Genomic DNA, 16,584 nt, shown 5'->3' with positions numbered 1-16,584 from the left:
ATCCAGCCGTGTATCCGGTATTAGCTAACGTTTCCGTTAGTTATCCCAGTCTTGCAGGCAGGTTGCCTACGTGTTACTCACCCGTCCGCCGCTAACCCTTCCCGAAGGAAGAATCCGCTCGACTTGCATGTATTAGGCACGCCGCCAGCGTTCGTCCTGAGCCAGGATCAAACTCTCCATAATGGTAGAAATTTGACTTGCTCATAAACTTAACTAGCTTGTTTTGCTCCGAAGAGCTGTTGCACTTAATCAGCGCTATACATCGTCATTCATTTGTTCAGTTTTCAAGGAACTTTGGTCCCGATTACTTCGCGTTATTTATCGAAGTTTGTCGGTGACAAGAATTTATATTAACAGGTTTGAAATAGAAAAGCAACCTTTTTATCCGCTTTATTATCTTGTAATAAATTCCTGTTCGGAATAGGCTCTAATCCTTCAATTGCACAGCCCCTCACCGATGGCCAGGAGGGGCTGTTGCTTCATTATCTATACGCCTTCGAGCAATCGCAGCAATTCCGTTTCGTCATCGATGATGCGGATGCCTAGCTCCTGCGCCTTCGTCAGCTTGCTACCTGCGGCTTCGCCTGCGATGACGAAGTCCGTCTTCTTCGACACGCTGCCGGTCACCTTCGCGCCGAGCGCTTCCAGCCTCTTGGCAGCCTCATCGCGGCCCAGTGTCGCCAGCGTACCGGTGAGAACGACCGTCTTCCCGAAGAACACATGGTCGGTGTTCACTGGAGCTGCCGACCGCTCAACGATTGGGTTGATGCCAGCCGCCTGCATCCGTTCTACACTGCGCCGCATGACTGGATCGGCGAAGAAGGACACGATGCTCTCCGCAACAATGCCGCCAATGTCCGGCAACGTGGTCAGTTCCTCCGGCGTGGCCGCCATTAGAGCGTAGAGACTGCCGAAGTAATCCGCCAGCACCTTCGTCGTCGTCTTCCCTGTATTAGAGATGCCGAGCGCGAACAGGAAGGATGGCAGATCGCGTCCCTTGCTCTTCTCGAACGCTTCGAGCAGCTTGTTCGCTTTCTTCTCGCCGGTTCGCTGCAGCTTGATCAAATCATCGTATTGTAGATCGTACAAGTCAGCCGGATCGCGCACGTCCAACTCGTCATAAAGCTGTTCCGCCGTCATGACGCTGAACGTCTCGATATCCATCGCGTCACGCGATGCGAAATGCGCGATGCGGCTGATCAACTGCGACTTGCAGCCGAGTCGGTTCGGACAGAACAAGTGCGCGCCGCGCATCTCCAATACTGAGCCGCAGGCTGGGCACATATCTGGCGCTACTATCTCGCCACCATCGTCTTCATCCGTTACTTTTCCGAGAATTTCCGGGATTACATCATTAGAACGGCGAATAAAGACTGACGTACCGAGTGCGTGCTTGAGTCGTTTGCGCTCGATGTCGCCGATGTTATTCAGCGTGCAATGCTGGACTGTGACACCCGCCAAGTCAACGGCCTCTACCGTGGCGACCGGGGTCAGCTTGCCGGTGCGACCTATCTCCCAGGACACGGACTCCAGAATCGTCGTCGTTTCCTCAGCCTCGAACTTGAAGGCCACCGCCCACCGCGGGAACTTGTCGGTATAGCCCAACACTTCCCGGGTCCGCATGTCAGTCAGCTTGACGACTCCCCCGTCGATCAAATAATCGAACGTATGCCGGATCGATTCCAGATGGTTCAACTCCGCAGCCACTTCTTCGATTGTGTTCAGGAATCGGACATACGGGTTAACCTTGAACCGATTATCGCGTAGAAACTGTATCATTCCCTGATGATCTTCGAATTGAACCCCGTTGGCGTAACCTATATTGTAGATAAATGCGTTCAGCTTGCGCTCCGCCGTCGTCTTCGGATTCAAGTTGCGCAGTGCTCCGGCTGCGGCATTACGGGCATTCTTGAGCGGCTCAACTGCCGTCTTGTTGTACGCTTCTAAGACGGACAAGAACATCATGCCTTCGCCTTGCACCTCAATCACACCATCCTTGAACGGGATCTCCAGAGGAATGGACTTGATCGTTTTGACCTGCGCTAGAATTCCTTCGCCCACCACACCATTGCCACGCGTAGACGCTTGAACTAACTGCCCGCCGTCATAGGTCAAATTAAGCGAAAGTCCGTCAAACTTCAATTCCACAGCAAACGCAGGCTCCGGTAGAGGTGTCTCGGGATGGCGCGTGTTGTATTCGTTCACGAGCTTCTGGACACGTGCATACCAAGTCATCAAATCGTCCTGATTCTGCGCCTTGTCCAAGCTCCATAGCCTAGCTAAGTGCTTATGCGGTTCGAAGCCATTCAGCAGTTCTCCCCCAACCCGCTGGGTTGGTGACTGAGGCAGCGTGATTCCTGTCTCCTGCTCCATCGCGACCAGCCGATCATAGAGCTCGTCATATTCCTTATCGCTAATTGTCGGCTGATCCATTGTATAGTAAGCATGATTGTGCCGACTGATCTCCTCGATGAGTTGCTTCATGCTGTTCAGGGTGTCCACGGATTCCATTGCTTCTGACATAGGATACACGTTCCTCTCGTTCTCGAATGTTAGCTTGATGAGAGTAACCTCATGGATGTTAGTGTGTTAGGGATTGCCGGTATGGCATGCGTATAAGCCGGCTGCTGCCGATACGGCCGCTACCGCCCCAACCGCCGCTACACGCGCGTGATCGGCGCGAACTTCGCGAGCAGCCGCTTCACGCCTACCGGCGCGGGAAACGCGATCTGCAGCTCCGTGTCGTCGCCGCTGCCCTTCACGGCCACGACGACCCCGGTGCCCCACTTGCCGTGGGCCACCTTGTCGCCAGTGCCGTAGGCCGCCGTCGCGCCGCCGGCACCGCCTGGAGCCGCCCGGCTGCCGCTGGCGGCCGAAGCCACCCCGCGCGCCGCAGCGGACGCGCCGGTGCCGAAGCTGCCAGCGGCCGACGGCCCGCTGCCGCTATAGGTGGAGCCGTAGCCGTAGGCGCCTCTGGCGCTGTTCCCGGCCCCGGCTCCGACGCTGCTTGCACTGCCGGCGGCGCGGCCATAGCCGCCGCCGTAGCTGCCGGTGGCGCCATAGCCACCGCCCTCGCGCCCGGCGCCGACCCACTCGAGCAGCGCCTCCGGCACTTCCTTCAGGAAGCGCGACGGCGAGTTCGCGTTCGTCTTCCCGTACAAGGTGCGCGCCCTCGCACACGTCAAGTGCAGCTGCCGCTCAGCGCGGGTGATACCGACATAGGCGAGCCGGCGTTCTTCCTCCAGCTCCTCGTTGTCGAGGAACGAGCGGCTGTGCGGGAATACCCCTTCCTCCATGCCGACAATGAACACGGTAGGGAACTCCAGCCCCTTCGCACTGTGCATCGTCATCAGGATGACGTTGTCCTTCGATTCCTCCTCGTCCTTGTCCACCGCATCAATATCGGCGATGAGTGCAAGATCGGTGAGGAAGCTGACTAATGATTTGTCCTCATTGCGCTTCTCGAAATCCATCGTCACGGAGAGAAACTCCTCGATGTTCTCCAGCCTCGACCGGGACTCGATCGTATTCTCCCGCTGCATCTCTTCCCGATAACGCGTCAATTCCAGCATTTTCTCCGTCAATTCCGTTACGGACAAGTATTCGACCATTGCATGCAGGTTGCGCATCGTAGTGTAGAACTCAGTCAAGGCGCTTTTGAACCGGGCGCTCAAGTCAAGAGCATCCAATTGGCCGAGCATTGTGAAGATCGAGATCCCCCGACTGCCCGCCGCTTCAGCCAGCTTGTCAACCGTCGTATCGCCGATTCCCCGCTTGGGTACATTAATGATGCGCACCAAGCTAATATCGTCATCCGGATTAGAAATGAGTCGCAAATAAGCCAAAATATCCTTAATTTCCTTACGATCGTAGAATTTGATTCCGCCAACGATTTGATACGGGATGTCGGACTTAATAAAAATTTCCTCAATGACCCGTGACATGGCATTCGTTCGATACAAGACCGCATGGTCGGCGTTCATTTTCCCACGATTGCGGTTCTGAATAATCTCATTCGCCACATAGTAGCCTTCTGCCTGCTCCGAATCAGCCAAGTACACCCGGAGCTTGTCGCCCCCGTCCTGATCAGTCCACAGTTTCTTCGCTTTGCGCCCGGTATTGTTATTGATCACGGCATTCGCTGCATCGAGAATGTTGGACGTAGATCTGTAATTCTGCTCCAGATAGACGGCTGTCGATTCCGGGTAATCCTTCTCGAAGTTGAGAATATTCGTAATATCCGCTCCACGCCAGCGATAGATGGATTGATCGGAGTCCCCCACGACGCATATGTTGTGGTGCTTGTCCGCCAGCATCCGGCACAGCATATATTGGGCACGGTTCGTATCCTGATACTCGTCCACGTGAATGTACTGGAACTTGTTCTGATAAAACTCCAGCACTTCCGGAACGGCCTTGAACAGCTCGGTCGTCTTCATGATCAGGTCATCGAAGTCAAGTGAGTTGTTGCTCTTCAGCTTCTTCTGATATAGCTTATACACCTGGGCACATTTACTCAGGAAATAGTCGCTTCCAGCTTGCTGCTCATACCGGTCTGGTGTGTGCAATTCGTTCTTGGCGTTGCCGAGCTCCGCTTGTACGGCCTTTGGCTCGATTTTCTTCGTATCTATATTCAGTTCCTTCATACAATTCTTAATTACGGATAGCTGGTCCGTTGAGTCGAGAATGGTGAAATTGGAGGAGAAGCCAATTCGCTCAATATCGCGCCGCAAAATACGCACGCACATGGAGTGGAACGTCGACACCCAAATATCTCCCGCAGACGGACCTACGAGCTTCGAAACCCGCTCCTGCATTTCGCGTGCTGCTTTATTCGTGAACGTAATGGCCAGAATGCTCCATGGCGCCGCCTTGCGCGTAGCGATCAGGTAGGCGATCCGGTGTGTGAGCACCCTCGTCTTACCACTACCCGCTCCAGCCATAATCAGAACCGGACCGTCGACGGTTTTGGTCGCTTTTTGCTGCTCGGGGTTCAATTTGGCTACGGCTCCGTGTATGTCAATTGTAGAATTCATTAAGCAACAACCTTTCTTTCTTTAAATACCGGCACACCGGATCACAACTACTCGTCATCCAGTACCTGGACCGTTTCCAACGCGCGCTCGAGCTGATCGTAAATAACGTTGCCGACCACGATCGTGTGTGCCGCCTTGGCCGCCTCTCGGGCCCGTTCCAGACTGTCGATGCCTCCTCCGTAGAATAGCCGGGACTTCTCCAGCACAGCAGCCGTTCGCCGCACGAGCTCCATATCTCCGAATGTACCGCTATATTCCAGGTAGAATACGGGTAGCTTGAACATCCGCTCAGATAGCTTCGCATAGGCCGCAACGTCCTTAATGCTAAGTTCGGTATCCGCACCTGTAAGCTTCGCCGCTGTTGAAGACCCGTTCAGGATCACATAACCTTCCGCCATAACATCGTCCCATTGCATCATCGGCCCGTATTCCCGTATCGCTTCCATCTGCTTCCCAACAATCCAGCGGGGGTCAGCGGCGTTCAGTACGATTGGAATGAAGTATAGATCGAACCCGGGCACGATGGCTTCCAAGTCCGACACTTCCAGTACGCAGGGCAACTCATACCGACGAATACGGGCAAGCAGATCGACTGTATTGTCGAACGTTACGCCGGAAGAACCTCCCACGATTACCGCATGCGTTCCAGACAGGCAGACCCGCTCCAGCGCTTCATCTGTAAGTTCCCGGTCAGGGTCGAGCTTAAATACGTGCTTCCAGCGACTAATATCAATCCTCAACTTGGCTACCTCGCTTGTGTGGTTCTGTTACTCTCAGTCTAAGACAGACCGTATAGGGTGTCAAATCCCAGCTACGGTCTTGTCGATTACTCTCATCATAGCAAACCGAATGTGTGTTCGCAATGCGTTAGTCATGAACAAATCCAATATCCGGATTCTGTCTGTTACGCAAAAAAGCCGCGGACTTCAATCGCTGTCCGCGGCTTCGATCATAGATAATTGTAAACTTTTGTTGATGTGCTCATGGCCGCTTATGGCTAATCGTTGCCATCGCCTTGCCGATTGCGCTGCTCGTATTGTGCCACCTTAGCCCGAAGCTCATCGATTTCCCGTTGCAGCATCTTCTTCTCCATATCGCGCATCATCTCGTCCACGGAAGACTCTTTGGGCGGAACGGTCGGACCTGGGGAAGACGGCTGCGCATAACCTTGCGGCCCTTGAAACGGCTGTGAGCCTGGCGCTGCTTGCGGCCCTTGGAAAGCTTGAGGTCCAGACGTACCGTTAGAACTTTGGAACCCTTGAGGAGGAAAGCCCGGTTGACTTTGTGGGTTAAACCCTTGCGAGCCTGGGCTTGGAGCCTGATAGGCTTGCTGAGGCGATCCGCCCGGCTGGAATCCAGCCGAGTGACTGCCTGCACCGGAATTGTACTGGCCTGTGCCAGAATGGCTGCCATAATAACCTGTGCCTCTTGTCGAAGAGGGGCCATAGTACGGATCATGTGATTGCGGGCCGTTGAAATCAAAGGCCGGTTCTTTCGGAATAACAAGACACGCGATGAAATATAGCGGAATAACAGTACCGCCGGAGAAAAAAGCGGTTACGACTACAATAACACGCAACAGCGTGGAGTCTACATTGATGAGTTGTGCTAATCCACCGCATAGCCCAAACAACTTGGAGTCGTTACGCGATCGGTATAATTTGGTCATTTTCGGTTCACCCTTTCAAGTTCCGCAAAGTCAATCTAAACCCAGCTAACCTAACAAGATTTTATAAGGAACGTGTTTTATTAATGAAGTAATAGGTTCATTGTGCTTCTTGGCTATGTCTACATTGTATCGAATAAGGACTTCCGAAGGTATGGACCCCGGTCGGTCGTACTACTAGACCATAGTCGGGGATTCGGACATATATGCACCATACTAATATAAAATTCCGTACTTGCATAGATCAGCCGTTACTAACATTCTGCCAGCTTCAAAGGACTGGACAAACACGGTATAATTATTAAGGAGCAGATTGAATTCAGCGTGGAGGAGGAGCTGCACCCGTGTCGCTGATTGGTGAAGAACGCAAGGACTATATTTTGCATGTGCTGAATCTCGAAGGAAAAGTAAAAACATATGATCTCGTGGACAAGCTGAAGGTGTCTTCGGAGACGATTCGTCGCTATATGGAGGAGCTTGAGGAGCAGAACCTGCTGAAACGGGTATACGGAGGTGCGGTTAAGGTCGATCTGGCTCGCGAGGAACCGCCTCATATCAAGCGGGAGATCACCCATGCCGATGAGAAGAAGCGAATTGGCCGTGCAGCTGCTTCGCTCATTGAAGATAATGATGTCATTTATATCGATGACGGAACGACAACCCAGCAGGTCGTACATTTTTTGCTGGGCAAAAAAAACATTACGGTTCTCACCGTATCTGTACCTACGCTGCATTTTCTGATTGATTACAAGAACAAGGAACTGTTCACTGGGGACATCTACTTCATTGGCGGTCGGGTCAATGCTCTACATTCCCGCGTATCCGGCAGCTTTGCAGAGAAGATGGTGGAAAGCTTTTATGCAGACAAGGCGTTCATTTCCATAGACGGCATGATGATGGAGCAGGGCATCACGAGCTTCGATCCGGACCGAGGGCAATTGGCGAGGAAAATGATGGGGCAGTCCAAGACGAACATCGTGCTGACGGACCACTCCAAGTTCGGTGCGGTCCAGTTCCACAAGATTGCGGATTGGAAAGAAATCGATATCGTGATCAGTAACGTGAATGTCCCCCAAGAATGGGAAGCGTACCTGACAGGCTTCGACGTGAACTGGATATGCGCGGAATGATCGTTGCGCGATTGGCTGATCCCCTGAACTTCGTTGAGAGTCAAGATTAGCCCTTGATGCGTACTTCCTGAACCCCCGTGAAAAGTGCCGCCAATAAAACACTTCCCGAAACGATATTGGGAGGTGTCTATTTCTATGTGAATCGTGGGCAAATTCATTCTGGCTTACCCCTGACCCATGGAGTTGCGAAATTCACTTGCGGTCTGTCCCTTGAGTTGTCGGAATACCCGAGCAAATGTTCGGAAAGAATCAAAGCCGGCGGCGACGGCGATGTCCGTAACGGGCATATTGGTATGGGTCAACATAGTGGCAGCGCTTGCAATGCGCAGCTCATGGACGTATTCCAGGAAGCCTTTGCCTATATGTTCCTTGAAGGAACGGCTAATATGCTGAACGCTATAATGGAATTGGCGAGAGAGCTCCTCGAGAGAGAGATCGTCAGAACAATGAGTATGCACATACTGAACCATATCCCAAAATTTCGATTTATCTTCTCGTTCGGATGCAACCACCGATGGGATTTCCGAAGCGGCACGAATAAACTCGAGCACCGTTTCGCGTAATTTCAGGCTGATCATCGCTTCGTTCACTACGGAGTCAGGCATGCTGTATTCATGAAGCAAATGCTCGAAAGCAATCTTCAAGCGTTCCTCGGAGTAGCCATGTAGATCCACAAACGAAGGCAGCGTTGATCCGATGCTGTACATCAATCGGGATATCTCCGAATTCCATATGGTATGGTGCAGGAGATCGACATCGAACATACAGCGATACTTGCGAACCGGATGGAGAGGATCGTTGCGGATAATATGAATTTGATGAGGTAGAACGAACGAAACCGTGCCCGGGCGGAGTCGATGTCCTATGCCGTTAATAAACTCCATTCCTTCCCCGTCAACGAAAAGCGACAATTCGGCGTAGTCGTGGTGATGCAATTTGGAAAAGGACAAAGTCTGGATATCCACATAAAACCGATTACGCCTTCCGGGAATTATCTGTAACCCCCGAATATGCTCTTGGTACTCCGGGTACTTGATACAGTTCATCTTGATCCTCCTCCTAGTACGATTGACAGTCCAAAAAAATTTCTGGTTTATCAAAAAATGACAGTATTCGTATAAAATTATGACATATGTTCAAGTTGTATTCAATCTATACTTAAACTACGTATGTAAGCGGTTTCTACTTAAGAGCAGTGATAACCTGAGGTGTATATTTAGGAAGGAAGTGAAGGGGATTGGTTAAAAAAAGTAAACATTTATTTACGGTATTGTCCTTGTCAGCAGCACTGCTGACTGCATGTGGGAATGGAGCTGGTGGAGAAGCGGCGGGCACTACAGGACAGAGTGAAGCGTCGCCTACCAGTGCAATTGAGAATAAACCGGTAAATACCGAGCCGATCACGCTTACTTTCTTAGAGCCGTCAACGGGTCGATCCAAGGAATGGTTCATGGAGCCTTTCGGGAATGCCATTGAGAAGAAATTTCCAAACATTAAAGTGAATTTCGTATTTGGAACTAAGGTGAATGATAAGTTCTACGGTTTGCCTGAGATGCTGGCTGCAGGCGAGAATAATATCGATGTGTTGATGACTTCCGTCAGTTCGTTTATTCCGACTGTACTGAATAACGGTCTGCAGTACGACATGAGTGGGCTAATCAAACAAAATAATTACAATTTGTCTAAGCTGGAGCAAGGTCCGGTCGAGCTCATGAGACAGATCAGTGGCGGAGGATTGTACGGGTTGCCGGTTACCGCATCAGCGGCGACCCTAGTGTATAACCGGGCCATATTCGACAAATTCGGTGTAGCGTACCCGAAGGATGGCATGACCTGGGACGAAACTTATGAGTTAGCCCGCAAATTGACTCGAACAGACAACGGAGTTGCGTACCGCGGATTTGTGGTGTCATTCGAACATCTCGCTCTGACTAACCAACTCTCGGCTAGCTACATCGATCCTAAGACGATCAAGGCCATCTTCGATAGTGATGATAAATGGGGTAAGCATTCGCGAAATATTCAACGGTTCTTCCAAATCCCGGGCAATGAGGTAGATGCCAGCTCCATCACTCTATCCTCCATGCACAAGGCCTTTACTGTTGACCAGACGGCCGCTATGTATGTAAACGCCGTGGACCCCTCCTTTCTGAACCCGGGTCCGAACAGCCTGAATCTGGATGCCGTAACATTGCCGGTCTACAACGATCTTCCGGGAGTAGGATCTCAATTGTATCCGTCGTTCTTCAGTGTCACCAGTACGAGTAAACACAAGGACGAAGCCTTCCAGGTCATTGCTTGGCTGACTGGGGACGAGTTCCAGACCGAACGGGCAAAGAAAGGATTCCTGCCTGTAGTGACCAGTCCGGCGGTGCGAAGCGCCCTCGGTCAGGACGTAGCCTACTTGAAGGGTCGCAATTCGCAGGCGTTCCTACCGAAACAAGCGGCTTCCCCTAGTCTACTGACCAAATTCAACAGCATCGCGAATGTGGAGTTTCAGTCTCAGATCTATAAGTACGTGCTGGGTAAGAGTGACCTGAATACGATGCTTCGCTCCACAACGGAAGAAGTGAACAAGAAGATCACTGCACAGCAATAATTTGGCCGATCACATCCAATGAAAGCAGGTGGAATCAGTGACGGTCAGAAGAGCAGTAGCATGGATCTTACTCTTGGCATCCATTGTCGTGATCGCTGCAGGGTGTTCAACTCTTATATTATAACAAGGACTTGTTCGACAAATTCGCTGTACCGTATCCGAAAGACGGTATTACCTCGGATGAAGTATACGATCTCGTGGTCAATTGACGAAGGACGGCGGGGTGCAGTATTATGGCTTCGCCAACGATAATTTGACTTACTTGCAAGTGAATCAGCTGTCTCTCGATCTCATTGATCCCCAAACATTCAAAGCGAGTTTCGAATCGGATGCTTGGCTGTCCAATATTACCGAATATCAGGTTGTTGCGGCAACCAAGTTAAACGCAGCCCTCTCCAAGATCGCCAAGGACGGACAGGACATCAACACCGCGTTGCGGGAAGAGGGGCGATAATAGTAGTCCATAATTCCTATGGATTATCTGAAAATCTTAATCAGACTGCCGAAGACACTTCCAATTGTATTGGTTGTGTCTTCGTTGGCGTATACAGGGTCCGATGGGATGGGGAAAGCCCCGCTGTCACAATGGGATGCCTATATGGCAACCCTACAAGTTTCTGCTAGCAGTCATCAATCAGACCGGACCCTGTACTATTGCGTACTGCCCCCAAGGGAATTTCCTGCTATAATGGAAGAATGATTCTAGCGAGGAAGGTTGGTTGACGATACGGATGAAAGCATATTTGGAATTATTGCAAGACATTAAAGCGAACGGGGTGCAAAAGGAAGACCGTACCGGAACCGGGACGACCTCTGTCTTCGGCCGCCAGCTTCGGTTCGACCTGCAGCAAGGCTTCCCGTTGATTACGACCAAACGCCTGTCTCTTGAAGCGATCGTCTATGAATTGCTGTGGTTTCTGAGCGGCTCCACCAATACGAAGTATTTGACCGACAACGGCGTGACGATCTGGGACGAGTGGGCGGATGAAGACGGGAACTTGGGTCCGGTTTATGGCTCGCAATGGCGCACATGGCGGACAGCAGATGGGCAGACGATCGACCAGATCAGCAAGGTGGTCGAGGCGATCAAGCGCAATCCAGACTCCAGACGTCACTTGGTCAGTGCGTGGAATGTTGGGGAAGTTGACGGCATGGCGCTGCCGCCTTGTCACTATGCCTTCCAGTTCTACGTGGCGAATGGCAAGCTGTCGTGCATGTTCCAGATGCGTTCGGTGGACACGTTCCTGGGCCTGCCCTTCAACCTGGCCAGCTATGCCTTGTTGACCCATATGGTCGCGGAGCAGTGTGGATTGGATGTCGGGGAGCTGGTATGGAACGGCGGAGACGTGCACATCTATTCCAATCATACGGAGCAAGTGGAGCGTCAATTGGCCCGAGAACCCTTCCCGCTACCTACGTTGCGTATCAAGCGGAAGCCGGACACTATCTTCGACTATACGTTCGAAGATTTCGAGTTCATCGACTATAAGCACCATCGCGGGATCATTGCTCCGATTGCAATTTAGGTAGTCTGCGCATAGAAAAGAAATGAAGACCCAAGGGGAACCTTAGGTCTTCTTCATTGACGACGATCAACGAGTCCGTATAGAAGAAAGGATGTATGTTGAATGAGTACCCATACTACCAAGAATGAGATCGCCATGATCTGGGCGATGGATCGCAATCGGCTGATCGGGCAAGATAACGGGATGCCTTGGCGTCTGCCGGCCGAGCAAGCTTACTTCAGACGCGTGACTTCCGGACATGCCATTCTGATGGGCCGCAAGACGTATGACTCGCTTAGCATGAAGCCTCTTCCGAAGAGGCATAATATCGTACTGACACGGGATCGAACCTTCCAAGCGGAAGGCTGCACCGTGATCCATACGATAGATGAAGCGCTGCAACTCGCCAAGCAGGAAACGCTATTCGTCATCGGGGGCTCGGAGATCTACTCCTTATTCCTACCCTTCGCTGACCGACTCTATATTACGGAAATTGATCATGTATTCGAGGGAGACGCTTACTTCCCTGCATTCGATCTGTCCGAGTGGACGAAAGTGTCCCGAGAACCGGGCTTGACTGACGAGAAAAATCCATATCACTACGAGTTCGCCGTCTATGAAAGGGTCGCCCCCGCCTCCAGCCGCCCCGAGTAACACAGTTGGGCAGGCTCCAAGTGATCGGCAATACCGTCTAGAATACGGCGTACGCCATCCAGCGTATCCGCCAGAGCGACCCACTCGCCGCGCCGGCCTGTGAATGGCTCCGCCACATAGAACGGCTGGGTTAGAAACGCCTCCAGCCGTTCCCCCGTCCGGTACACAGAAGCTTCCGTCTCCGGGAGCTTCTCAATCCCGCGCGCTTGTACAAGGGAACGAAGCTCCCTGTAGCGGCGAAGCAGCTTCCTCGCTCGATGCTGAATGGTGAGATGTGCGGTATCCAGATACGCCCCTTCTGATAGAACGGAAGTGGAGGATACCGGATCGACCGCTGGATAATACCCCCGTGCAATTAGCTCCATGTCGAACCGCCATAGCGTATCCAACGGACCGTAAGGTGATTCTACATCAACCGCTTCCCCACGAGTGTCGACCAGGACGAGTGTGACATGGCGGGCCCCCGCTTCCAGCAAGCGTTCCCGCAGTTCGAACCATTCACCGGATACGACCACTTCCCGATCCGCGCCAAGCAGAACATCCCGCTCTGCCCGCAGGGAGCGTACCTGATGATACACCTCATCGAGCGTATGGCCTGTAGCCTCCGCCTCTTCCATCACTTCCATGACCGCCTTGTCCTTCTTGTTCGGCGCCCAGAATACCGTCGCCACATCCTGCTGCTTCATTCGTCGCATAAGTTCTTGCAGCGTAACGAGTTGCCCCATTCCTGGACGCGCCACCAAGCCGACCGTCCCGCCGCGAACGAGTGGGGCGAACAAGTCCAGGCACTTGATGCCCGTCTCCATCATGCCCGCTCCGCCGCCGCGAATGATTAACTCATCCATCGTACAACCGGCCAGAGATGCCAGTGTGGCAAGCGTGCGTACTTCTGCTCTTCCTACGGGAATCTTACCTGTGCACAAATTCGAAACCGTGGCTGCTCTTAGTCCGACTGCCTTTGCGGCTGATGTTAAATTCGGCACACGTCGTTTCAGTAAGGGGACGTTGAGCTGTATGTCTTCGTTCATATCTTGGTTTCCTCCATTTGGCTTACATGGTTTATCGAATCGATCCGTGCTTCAGTACTGCATGGACACCTTGTACGCCGTTCACAATCTGCGTAATTCTTAAATCCACCACGAGACTAGCAAGGGCAATCGCTTCTTTTCGCTCATACCCATATAGTTCGTGCATCAGGTCCAACATATTAGCCAATGCAATCATTCTAGCTTCGTTCAAATCCGTATGAAAGCCGAACGCTATCCAGGATGAACCCGTCTTGGCCCGGGGCATCGTAAGCGGCATGTCATTCCGCACCCGAAATGTGAGGTCCACTAATTCCATCGGGCACTCCAGAGCCGGCCCTCCGACTTCCCCGTCCCCTTGGACCGCATGACCGTCTCCAACCGAGAACAGCCCACCGGTGACCGCTACTGGCAAATATAATGTACAGCCTTGAACCAGCTCCTTGCAATCTATATTTCCTCCATTCGGACGGGGAATGAATGATGTGTGCACGACATCTTCATCGGAAGGCATGCCCATAACGCCCATGAACGGATGAAGCGCCACCTTGTGTCCCCGATCACTTGTTCCAACCATTGTCCTCTCATTTAACTGCCAATTCAAGTGAAGCTCTTGTCCATCCGCAATCCCAAGCCACTCGTTATTCGGATGTGCATAGCCGCCTCCACCGCTCCATCCCCAACTGCCAGGACGTATCTCATTGATCCGGACTTCAAGCGTCATACCAGGCTCTGCTCCCCGGATCGCAACAGGTCCGCATAGAGCGTGACCCCGATCACGAGGGCCTTCTCTAGGAAACCTATCCCGAACACCCGGTGAAGTATACGGCCCCAAGCCCCAACCTGCATCCAACGTCTGGAATCGGACCGTATCTCCGGATTCAATTGTCAGTACGGAAGAATAATCTCGGGAAAAAGTTCCGTGCAGAGTTGCTCTTTCAGGGAAAATCGAATAAATAGCCATGTAACATCCTCCTTTAAAATAATAGTATTTATTACTTTATAGAGTATCATTAATTACTCTAAAATGAAATATCTCGTCATAAAATAAAAATTGACACGAACAAATGATCGTGTCATGATAAGGCATATGAGTCATTCTTTACTTAAAGGAGCGATGAATTATGATGGAATCCACGACACAAGAACAACTGGTGCAATCCTATAACGAACGCGCAGAAGAGCGCGACGGCATGGATATAAGCGATTGGAAGATCCGCGTAAGAAGCGATTATCTTCAGCTTCTTCAAGAAGAAGGAGCCCGGACACTGCTGGAGCTAGGCGCTGGTCCCGGGAGGGACAGCTACTTCTTCAAGCATGAGGGCTTGAGTGTCACCAGTACCGATCTATCCCCCGAGATGGTCCGATTGTGCCGCTCCAAGGGATTAGATGCCCGGGTCATGGATTTCCGGCAGCTTGAGTTCCCGGACGCTTCGTTCGATGGCATCTACGCGTTGAACTGCCTGCTGCATCTCCCTAAGGCAGAACTACCTGTCGTGCTGAAGGAGATTCGCCGTGTTCTGAAGCCGAACGGTCTGTTCTTCATGGGCGTTTACGGCGGGCAGGACTCCGAGGGGGTGTGGGAGAAGGACCATTACGAGCCCAAGCGCTTCTTCGCCATGTATAGCGATACGAATCTGCTGCAGGCCGTAGAGGAAGTATTCCGGGTCGTAAGCTTCGAGACGATCCCCCAAGCGGAAGGCAGCCCCCACTTCCAGTCGCTGGTGCTAGCCTGATCGTCCGTACATTGGCGCAAGTCACTATTATCAGGAGCGAACGCGGATGGCCGACCGGCCATCCGGTTAAGTAGCTACTGCTTCGCTCCATCTTCCCTCCTGGCTTCCCTTATGGAAGCTCGCCGCGTATTCGATAAAATCAATAACCCTGGACGCGTAACCCCATTCGTTGTCATACCAAGCGAGTAACTTCACTTGATTGCCGGAAGCCATCAGAGACAATCCGTCGATGATCGCGGACTTCTCATTGCCGATGTAATCGCTTGAGACAAGCGGAAGCTCGTTGAATTCCACATACGGCGCGAATGTGCCTTCGGCTGCTTGACGGAACACGGATCGCACATCCTCCACCGAGACCGGGTATTCCAGTTGCGCTGTCAGATCGACCAGCGACACGTCTTGTGTAGGCACCCGCAGTGACAAGCCTTGAATCTTGGGAGCCAGATGAGGCAAGACACCAGCTAGCGCCTTCCCGACCCCTGTAGAGGTTGGAATTATGGACTGGGTACATGCTCGCGCCCGACGCAAATCTTTGTGCGTGTTATCTAAATGATTCTGATCGTTCGTAAAGGCGTGCACGGTGGTCATCCAACCGTTCTCTACGTGGAATGCTTCGTCCAGAATGTGCAGAATCGGAGCCAAGCAATTCGTTGTACAGGAGGCTGTCGAAATAATCGCATGCTCCTCTGGCTTGAACATGGCTTCATTAACCCCCATCACGACCGTAACATCTACTCCGCTCCCAGGCGCGGTTAACACGACCTTTCCAGCTCCTGCCAGCAGGTGCTTGCTCGCCCCTGAACGATCGTTGTATTGACCTGTCGCATCCACAACAACGTCAATTCCTAGCTGTTTCCATGGGAGCTGCGATGGATCACGCTCCATTAGGACGGTGATCGGATGACCATTAATGACGATTCGTCCTTCCTCCACCGCTATGTCCACATCCCATTTGCCATGTACGGTGTCATATTGCAGCAGATGGGCTAATGTTTCGATCGGACTCGTAATGTTGATCGCCTGAATCTCGGCATACGCCAAGCCTTTCGTAAATGCCCGCCGCAGCAGCAATCTTCCGATTCTACCCATGCCGCTTATCGCAATGCTCTGTTTCATATTCGGCCCCCATTCATTCGCGTCTCATTGCTCGATTTGTATATATTATATACCCGAATCATTTATGACGCAATATATTTAGAGTCTATTTCCATTTAGTACGTATTAATATTGCGA

14 protein-coding genes and 1 rRNA gene are annotated in these 16,584 nt (G+C 52.0%); 6 read left to right on the top strand and 9 right to left on the bottom strand.

Annotation, left to right across the window (positions count from 1 at the left end; genetic code table 11):
• The 5 genes from AC1DWB_RS07745 to AC1DWB_RS07725 form a co-directional block, all read right to left on the bottom strand.
• Positions 1 to 183, bottom strand: a 16S ribosomal RNA gene (locus AC1DWB_RS07745); the annotation flags it as partial.
• A gap of 303 nt (positions 184 to 486) precedes the next feature.
• The gene (gene ligA / locus AC1DWB_RS07740) at positions 487 to 2,523 is read right to left on the bottom strand and encodes an NAD-dependent DNA ligase LigA (protein ID WP_477540466.1); all 2,037 of its coding nucleotides are present in this window, start codon (positions 2,521 to 2,523) and stop codon (positions 487 to 489) included.
• A 137-nt stretch (positions 2,524 to 2,660) separates the two neighbouring features.
• Complete coding sequence (gene pcrA, locus AC1DWB_RS07735; protein WP_477540465.1) at positions 2,661 to 5,036, bottom strand: DNA helicase PcrA; 2,376 nt, start codon at positions 5,034 to 5,036, stop codon at positions 2,661 to 2,663.
• A 47-nt stretch (positions 5,037 to 5,083) separates the two neighbouring features.
• Entirely contained in the window at positions 5,084 to 5,776 is a 693-nt protein-coding gene (gene pcrB / locus AC1DWB_RS07730; RefSeq protein WP_477540464.1) for a heptaprenylglyceryl phosphate synthase, read from the bottom strand.
• 257 nt (positions 5,777 to 6,033) lie between these two features.
• The gene (locus AC1DWB_RS07725) at positions 6,034 to 6,705 is read right to left on the bottom strand and encodes a PspC domain-containing protein (protein WP_477540463.1); all 672 of its coding nucleotides are present in this window, start codon (positions 6,703 to 6,705) and stop codon (positions 6,034 to 6,036) included.
• Positions 6,706 to 7,046: 341 nt separating this feature from the next.
• Between AC1DWB_RS07725 and AC1DWB_RS07720 the strand changes: the two genes are divergently transcribed.
• Positions 7,047 to 7,832 carry a DeoR/GlpR family DNA-binding transcription regulator gene (locus AC1DWB_RS07720; RefSeq protein ID WP_477540462.1) on the top strand — a complete coding sequence of 262 codons (786 nt, stop codon included), beginning with the start codon at positions 7,047 to 7,049 and terminating at the stop codon, positions 7,830 to 7,832.
• Positions 7,833 to 7,996: 164 nt separating this feature from the next.
• Here AC1DWB_RS07720 and AC1DWB_RS07715 read toward each other — a convergent pair whose 3' ends face one another.
• Positions 7,997 to 8,878: a helix-turn-helix transcriptional regulator gene (locus tag AC1DWB_RS07715; RefSeq protein WP_477540461.1), complete on the bottom strand. Its 882-nt coding sequence runs from the start codon at positions 8,876 to 8,878 to the stop codon at positions 7,997 to 7,999.
• A 191-nt stretch (positions 8,879 to 9,069) separates the two neighbouring features.
• Between AC1DWB_RS07715 and AC1DWB_RS07710 the strand changes: the two genes are divergently transcribed.
• The 4 genes from AC1DWB_RS07710 (at position 9,070) to AC1DWB_RS07695 (ending at position 12,590) form a co-directional block, all read left to right on the top strand.
• The gene (locus AC1DWB_RS07710; RefSeq protein ID WP_477540460.1) at positions 9,070 to 10,431 is read left to right on the top strand and encodes an ABC transporter substrate-binding protein; all 1,362 of its coding nucleotides are present in this window, start codon (positions 9,070 to 9,072) and stop codon (positions 10,429 to 10,431) included.
• A gap of 205 nt (positions 10,432 to 10,636) precedes the next feature.
• Entirely contained in the window at positions 10,637 to 10,885 is a 249-nt protein-coding gene (locus tag AC1DWB_RS07705; protein WP_477540459.1) for a hypothetical protein, read from the top strand.
• Positions 10,886 to 11,162: 277 nt separating this feature from the next.
• A complete protein-coding gene (gene thyA, locus AC1DWB_RS07700) occupies positions 11,163 to 11,957 on the top strand; it encodes a thymidylate synthase (protein ID WP_477540458.1) in 795 nt (264 codons plus the stop codon).
• A gap of 102 nt (positions 11,958 to 12,059) precedes the next feature.
• Entirely contained in the window at positions 12,060 to 12,590 is a 531-nt protein-coding gene (locus tag AC1DWB_RS07695) for a dihydrofolate reductase (protein ID WP_477540457.1), read from the top strand.
• On the opposite strand, the gene AC1DWB_RS07690 is transcribed toward AC1DWB_RS07695, so the two are convergent.
• Both AC1DWB_RS07690 and AC1DWB_RS07685 read right to left on the bottom strand, forming a co-directional pair.
• Positions 12,551 to 13,618, bottom strand: a complete 1,068-nt coding sequence (locus tag AC1DWB_RS07690) for an ATP synthase beta subunit C-terminal domain-containing protein (protein ID WP_477540456.1) — start codon at positions 13,616 to 13,618, stop codon at positions 12,551 to 12,553. The two genes, AC1DWB_RS07695 and AC1DWB_RS07690, sit on opposite strands and share 40 nt — an antisense overlap.
• Before the next feature lie 31 nt (positions 13,619 to 13,649).
• Positions 13,650 to 14,579, bottom strand: a complete 930-nt coding sequence (locus tag AC1DWB_RS07685; RefSeq protein WP_477540455.1) for an acetamidase/formamidase family protein — start codon at positions 14,577 to 14,579, stop codon at positions 13,650 to 13,652.
• 160 nt (positions 14,580 to 14,739) lie between these two features.
• On the opposite strand from AC1DWB_RS07685, the gene AC1DWB_RS07680 reads away from it, so the two are divergent.
• Entirely contained in the window at positions 14,740 to 15,351 is a 612-nt protein-coding gene (locus tag AC1DWB_RS07680; RefSeq protein WP_477540454.1) for a class I SAM-dependent methyltransferase, read from the top strand.
• A gap of 66 nt (positions 15,352 to 15,417) precedes the next feature.
• On the opposite strand, the gene gap is transcribed toward AC1DWB_RS07680, so the two are convergent.
• The gene (gap, locus tag AC1DWB_RS07675) at positions 15,418 to 16,467 is read right to left on the bottom strand and encodes a type I glyceraldehyde-3-phosphate dehydrogenase (RefSeq protein ID WP_477540453.1); all 1,050 of its coding nucleotides are present in this window, start codon (positions 16,465 to 16,467) and stop codon (positions 15,418 to 15,420) included.
• Between the last annotated feature and the right edge of the window lie 117 nt (positions 16,468 to 16,584).

The sequence above is a fragment of the Paenibacillus sp. P4_E11 genome, from assembly GCF_056401635.1.
Note: the sequence above shows the minus strand (reverse complement) of the source record. Positions and strands in the feature narration are given on the sequence as shown.

Excerpts from the sequence above, each read along its gene's own strand:
- AC1DWB_RS07715 (WP_477540461.1), bottom strand. The coding sequence starts at position 8,878 with ATGAACTGTATCAAGTACCCGGAGTACCAAGAGCATATTCGGGGGTTA.
- AC1DWB_RS07685 (WP_477540455.1), bottom strand. The coding sequence starts at position 14,579 with ATGGCTATTTATTCGATTTTCCCTGAAAGAGCAACTCTGCACGGAACT.
- gap (WP_477540453.1), bottom strand. The coding sequence starts at position 16,467 with ATGAAACAGAGCATTGCGATAAGCGGCATGGGTAGAATCGGAAGATTG.
- AC1DWB_RS07690 (WP_477540456.1), bottom strand. The coding sequence starts at position 13,618 with ATGAACGAAGACATACAGCTCAACGTCCCCTTACTGAAACGACGTGTG.
- AC1DWB_RS07680 (WP_477540454.1), top strand. The coding sequence starts at position 14,740 with ATGATGGAATCCACGACACAAGAACAACTGGTGCAATCCTATAACGAA.
- AC1DWB_RS07725 (WP_477540463.1), bottom strand. The coding sequence starts at position 6,705 with ATGACCAAATTATACCGATCGCGTAACGACTCCAAGTTGTTTGGGCTA.
- thyA (WP_477540458.1), top strand. The coding sequence starts at position 11,163 with ATGAAAGCATATTTGGAATTATTGCAAGACATTAAAGCGAACGGGGTG.
- pcrA (WP_477540465.1), bottom strand. The coding sequence starts at position 5,036 with ATGAATTCTACAATTGACATACACGGAGCCGTAGCCAAATTGAACCCC.
- ligA (WP_477540466.1), bottom strand. The coding sequence starts at position 2,523 with ATGTCAGAAGCAATGGAATCCGTGGACACCCTGAACAGCATGAAGCAA.
- AC1DWB_RS07695 (WP_477540457.1), top strand. The coding sequence starts at position 12,060 with ATGAGTACCCATACTACCAAGAATGAGATCGCCATGATCTGGGCGATG.